The sequence below is a fragment of the Streptomyces sp. NPDC057654 genome, assembly GCF_042800135.1.
Lineage (GTDB): Bacteria > Actinomycetota > Actinomycetes > Streptomycetales > Streptomycetaceae > Streptomyces.
Genome location: NZ_JBHVHQ010000767.1, coordinates 1 through 4174, shown reverse-complemented (window position 1 = coordinate 4174; position 4174 = coordinate 1). Strand labels below are relative to the sequence as shown.

Annotated in this window: 4 protein-coding genes; all 4 read left to right on the top strand. The window is 73.8% G+C overall.

The genetic code is table 11. The features are described from left to right. Positions 1–27: 27 nt before the first annotated feature. The 4 genes from ACFU99_RS35410 (at position 28) to ACFU99_RS35395 (ending at position 4111) form a co-directional block, all read left to right on the top strand. Positions 28–1017: an aldo/keto reductase gene (locus ACFU99_RS35410; protein WP_384400255.1), complete on the top strand. Its 990-nt coding sequence runs from the start codon at positions 28–30 to the stop codon at positions 1015–1017. A 169-nt stretch (positions 1018–1186) separates the two neighbouring features. After that, entirely contained in the window at positions 1187–1498 is a 312-nt protein-coding gene (locus ACFU99_RS35405; protein ID WP_384400249.1) for an L-rhamnose mutarotase, read from the top strand. A 4-nt stretch (positions 1499–1502) separates the two neighbouring features. Then, positions 1503–2387 carry an amidohydrolase family protein gene (locus tag ACFU99_RS35400; RefSeq protein ID WP_384400246.1) on the top strand — a complete coding sequence of 295 codons (885 nt, stop codon included), beginning with the start codon at positions 1503–1505 and terminating at the stop codon, positions 2385–2387. A gap of 314 nt (positions 2388–2701) precedes the next feature. Beyond that, complete coding sequence (locus ACFU99_RS35395; protein WP_384400252.1) at positions 2702–4111, top strand: SDR family NAD(P)-dependent oxidoreductase; 1410 nt, start codon at positions 2702–2704, stop codon at positions 4109–4111. The last annotated feature ends 63 nt before the right edge of the window (positions 4112–4174 follow it).

Here is a 4174-nt window from a genome sequence, read left to right as displayed (position 1 = left end):
GGGCCTGCGACTGCGCCCGGCCGAACGATGAGGACCACCCGGCTCGGCCGCACCACGGTCCCCGTCACCGAGCTGTCCTTCGGAGCGGCCGGCCTCGGCAACCTTTACACCCCCGTGAGCGACGCCGACGCCAGGGCGGCCGTCGACGCCGCCTGGGACGAGGGAATGCGCTACTTCGACACCGCGCCGCACTACGGCCTCGGCCTCTCCGAACGCCGCCTCGGCGCCGCCCTGCGCGACCGGCCGCGCGCCGAGTACACCGTGTCCACCAAAGTCGGACGGCTGCTGGAGGCGGACCCCGCCGCCGTCGGCGAGGACACCGAAGGCGGCTTCGCCGTGCCCGCCACCCACCGCCGGATCTGGGACTTCAGCGCGGACGGCGTGCTCCGGAGCATCGAGGCCAGTCTCGCCCGGCTCGGCCTGGAGCGCGTCGACGTCGTCTATCTGCACGACCCCGACGACCACCTCGAACAGGCCCTCGACCAGGGCTATCCCGCCCTGGAACGGCTCCGCGCCGAAGGCGTCGTCGGCGCGATCGGCGCGGGCATGAACCACGCCGCGCCGCTCGCCCGCTTCGTGCGCGACACCGACGTCGACGCCGTGCTGCTCGCCGGCCGCTACACCCTCCTCGACCAGAGCGGCCTGACCGAACTCCTCCCCGAGGCCGCGGCCCGCGGCAAGAGCGTGATCGTCGGAGGGGTCTTCAACTCCGGGCTGCTCGCCGACCCGCGCCCCGGCGCCCGGTACGACTACGAAGCCGCGCCCCGGCCCGTACTGGACCGGGCGCTGGCCGCCCGGACCGTGGCCGAGCGGCACGGCATACCGCTGCGGGCGGCGGCCCTGCACTTCCCGTTCGGCCACCCGGCCGTCGCGAGCGTCCTGGTCGGCGCCCGCTCGGCGGACGAGGTCCGCGACGGCGCGGACCTGCTGCGGCGGCCGGTGCCGGAGGGATTCTGGGCCGAACTGCGGGGGAGCGGTCTGCTGCCGGAACGGGTGCCGGTGCCTACGGGGCGGTGAGCGCCCCGCTTGTAGGGCCATTGGAAGCCCGGTATGTCGCCCGCGGGTACGTCGTGGCCGTTCGCGCGGTTCCCCGCGCCCCTTCAGGGCGAGGCGCCCGCCCGTACACCCCCACCGCCGTCAGTGCACCCGCACCGACCATTCGACCGATCCAGGAACGGGAGCCGCCATGAGGATCGCCCTGCACACCACGGTCCGCGCCGAGCGGATCGACGAGTACGAGGCGGCGCACCGCGAAGTGCCCGCCGAGTTGGTCGCCGCCATCCGGGCCGCCGGAGCCACCTCGTGGACGATCTGGCGCAGCGGCACCGACCTCTTCCACCTCATCGAGTGCCCCGACTATCCGAAGATGCTCGCCGAGCTGGAGAAACTGCCGGTCAACGTCGCCTGGCAGGCACGGATGGACGAGCTGCTGACGACCGCCCACGACTACTCGCCGGACGGAGCCGCCGCAGGGCTGCCCGTCGTATGGGAGCTGTGACGCCGTGACCACACCACCCATCGACCGCGGCGCCGCACCCCCGGCCGGGATCGTGGACGCGCACCACCACGTCTGGGACCTGGCGGTACGGGACCAGGACTGGATCACCGGGCCCCGGATGGCGCCGCTGCGACGGAACTTCTCCCCGGCCGACCTCCGCGAGGAGGCGACGGCCGCCGGGGTCACCGCGAGCGTGGTCGTCCAGACGGTCACGGTGGCCGAGGAGACCCCGGAACTGCTCGCGCTCGCCGCGGCGGACGAGCTGATCGCCGGAGTCGTCGGCTGGACCGACCTCACCGCGCCCGGCGTCGCCGACGCCCTCGCCGCCCTGCGCGAGCTGCCCGGCGGCGAACACCTGGTGTCCATCCGGCACCAGGTCCAGGGCGAGACGGACCCCGACTGGCTGCTCCGACCCGACGTGCGCCGCGGGCTGGCGGCGGTCGCCGCGGCCGGTCTCGCCTACGACCTCGTCGTCCTCGACCACCAGCTGCCCGCCGCGCGCGCCGCCGCGGCGGCCCTGCCGCAGCTCACCTTCGTCCTCGACCACCTAGGCAAGCCGCCCATCGCCACGGGCACGCTACGGCCCTGGGCCGACGCGGTCCGCGCGCTCGCCGAGCAGCCCAACACGGTCTGCAAGCTCTCCGGCATGGTCACCGAGGCCGACTGGGCGGCCTGGACGGTGGACGGCCTGCGCCCGTACGCCGACACCGTGCTCGACGCCTTCGGCCCCGACCGGCTGATGTTCGGCTCCGACTGGCCGGTCTGCCGCCTCGCCGCCTCGTACGGCGAGGTCCTGGCCGCCGCGCGCGAGCTGACGGACGGCCTCGGCCCGGCCGAGCGGGCGGCGGTCTTCGCGGGGACGGCGGTACGGACGTACGGCCTGGGGTGAGCGGGCTGAGCCGCAGCCGGGCCGAAAACGTCAAGTAAAGTTCTGCTGAGGGTTGAACCGGGCCGAGGCCCGGACGGAACAGACGGACAGAGTGGGAAACGGCACCGGCGATGACGGTCACTGAAGAGAACAGGGCCGGTCAGGCGGCCGAGCACCCGGCAGGGGCGGGACAGCCCGCGATCCCCGCCCAGGGCGGCGAACCGCAGCCGGAGGGCCGAGCGGAGGCGCCCGGCATCGATGGTGCCGACGCGGATACCTCCGGCATCGATGGTGCCGACGCCGACGCCGACGTCCCCGGAATCGACGCGGAGCGCATGGCCGTCTGCCTGAGCGTTCTCGCGGAACTCGACGAACTGCCGGTGGACCACCCCGACGCCATCGCGATCCGCCGCGCCACCTCGGGCATCTACCGCACGGTCAAGCAGCGCCGCCGCCAGGAGCGCCGGGCCGCGAAGACCGCCAACGACAAGGCGGTCACCGAGGCCACGGCCACCGGCGCCGCCGACCGCATCGACGACGAGACGCGCGGCATACCGCTCGCCGCCACCTCGGCCGCCGAGATCGTCGGCATCCTGGAGCGCCCCCGCTCCTGCTACATCTGCAAGACGCGCTACGTCGAGGTGGATGCGTTCTACCACCAGCTGTGCCGCGACTGCGCCGCGCAGAACCGGGCGCGCCGCGACGCCCGCGCCGACCTGACCGGGCGGCGCGCGCTGCTCACCGGCGGCCGGGCCAAGATCGGCATGTACATCGCGCTGCGGCTGCTGCGCGACGGCGCGCACACCACGATCACCACCCGCTTCCCGAACGACGCCATCCGGCGGTTCAAGGCGATGGAGGACAGCGGCGACTGGCTGCACCGGCTCAAGGTCGTCGGCATCGACCTGCGCGACCCCGCGCAGGTCGTGGCGCTCGCCGATTCCGTGAGCGCGGACGGCCCGCTGGACATCCTGATCAACAACGCCGCGCAGACCGTACGGCGCTCCCCGCAGGCGTACCGCGAACTGATCAACGCCGAGGCGGGCCCGCTGCCGGCGGGGGAGCTGCCGCAGTCCGTCGTCTTCGGGGCGTTCGGCAGCGGTGCGCAGCCCGAGCTGCCGGGCCCGGCCATCGCCGGCCATGACGCGCTGACCCCGCAGACCCTCACCGACCTGGCGCTGACCAGCGGCTCGGCGTCGCTCGCGCGGGTCGAGGCGGGGACCGCGATCGACGCGGGCGGGCTCGTACCGGACCTCGACGCGTCCAACAGCTGGATCCAGCGGGTGAACGAGGTCGATCCGGTGGAGCTGCTCGAAGTGCAGCTGTGCAATGTGACGGCGCCGTTCGTGCTGGTGAGCCGGTTGCGCCCGGCGATGGCGGCGGCCTCGGCGCGCCGCAAGTACGTGGTGAACGTCTCCGCGATGGAGGGGCAGTTCAGCCGCGGCTACAAGGGCGCGGGCCACCCGCACACCAACATGGCCAAGGCCGCCCTGAACATGCTCACCCGCACCAGCGCCCAGGAGATGCTGGAGTCGGACGGCATCCTGATGACCGCCGTCGACACGGGCTGGATCACCGACGAGCGCCCGCACCCGGACAAGGTGCGGCTGGCGGCGGACGGCTTCCACGCCCCGCTGGACCTCGTCGACGGCGCGGCGCGGGTCTACGACCCGATCGTCCGCGGCGAGCAGGGCGAGGACCTGTACGGCTGTTTCCTCAAGGACTACGCGCCCGCGGCCTGGTGAGCACAGGCCCCGACGGGCCGTAGGGCCGTAGACGGAACAGCGGAAGGGCGGAGCCCACGACAC

Bases quoted from the DNA above. Each gene is read 5' to 3' on its own strand.
- ACFU99_RS35410 (WP_384400255.1), top strand. From the start codon at position 28: ATGAGGACCACCCGGCTCGGCCGCACCACGGTCCCCGTCACCGAGCTG.
- ACFU99_RS35405 (WP_384400249.1), top strand. From the start codon at position 1,187: ATGAGGATCGCCCTGCACACCACGGTCCGCGCCGAGCGGATCGACGAG.
- ACFU99_RS35395 (WP_384400252.1), top strand. From the start codon at position 2,702: ATGGCCGTCTGCCTGAGCGTTCTCGCGGAACTCGACGAACTGCCGGTG.